This is a genomic window from Caballeronia terrestris (genome assembly GCF_001544515.1).
Lineage (GTDB): Bacteria > Pseudomonadota > Gammaproteobacteria > Burkholderiales > Burkholderiaceae > Caballeronia > Caballeronia terrestris.
The window spans coordinates 1-734 of sequence record NZ_FCOL02000565.1 but is presented as its reverse complement, the minus strand read 5'-3'; the positions used below and the strand labels follow the sequence as shown (position 1 = coordinate 734).

Below are 734 nucleotides of genomic sequence, written 5' to 3'. Positions count from 1 at the left end.
GTCATCGAGGCTCCACTGTTTGCTCATGTGATTTGTGTTTGCGCGGAAAAGTGTATCGACGCAAGCGGTGGGCCAGCCAGCGAACACCTTTCACGGGACCCGCCGCCTTGCATGCGTAGTGCGCAGCGTGTAGAGGATCGGATTCACAAACATGGCAATTGCACTACCTTCGCCAATGCTTTCACGCCCGATCGGGTCGGCCATGAACGCTTCCAGGTCGGCTTTGCTGCGCCACTGAGCGTAGTTTGTGACGTGCCGTCGGTCAAGGCTCATGTGCCAGTTGGCCGAAACAAAACCAGGGACGGTGCGAACGTAGCCCTCGGTCGAACGTTGCAGTGCCGCCAGCAGCTCGTTGGCGCGCTCGGGCTGGACATCGAACCTGTTATGACGATGAGGTAAGCGGTGTCGGGATCAAGGGTAGTCGTCATGGCATTCCTTTAGTGTTGACGTCTTCGCATCGCGTGGATGGCTACTGCCGAGCAAGAAAGTCGCGCAAGCTGTGCAGCTTGATATCGGGGTAGCGATCGGACTGCAGGTCTTCGCGCGCGGTCTGGCCGTTGAGCATATAGAGCTGATAGGCCAGCATCACGGCCTGCTCTGGGTCAGCTGCCTGGGCGAGCTCAAGAGCCTCTCGCAGATCCGCCTCGGACCCAAGCGAGCGCCTCGAAAAACGTTTGCCTGTGCGCTGCTCGGCAATATCGGCAGCGTCCTGGAAAGAGAGCTTGTCGCCGCAG

At 59.3% G+C, this 734-nt stretch carries 1 protein-coding gene and 1 pseudogene; both read right to left on the bottom strand.

All coding sequences use genetic code 11. From position 1 onward, the window contains the following. Window positions 1–90 precede the first annotated feature (90 nt). Complete coding sequence (locus AWB67_RS43745) at window positions 91–336, bottom strand: antibiotic biosynthesis monooxygenase family protein (protein ID WP_374729901.1); 246 nt, start codon at window positions 334–336, stop codon at window positions 91–93. Window positions 337–469: 133 nt separating this feature from the next. Beyond that, window positions 470–734: pseudogene (locus AWB67_RS41295) on the bottom strand (hypothetical protein); the annotation flags it as partial.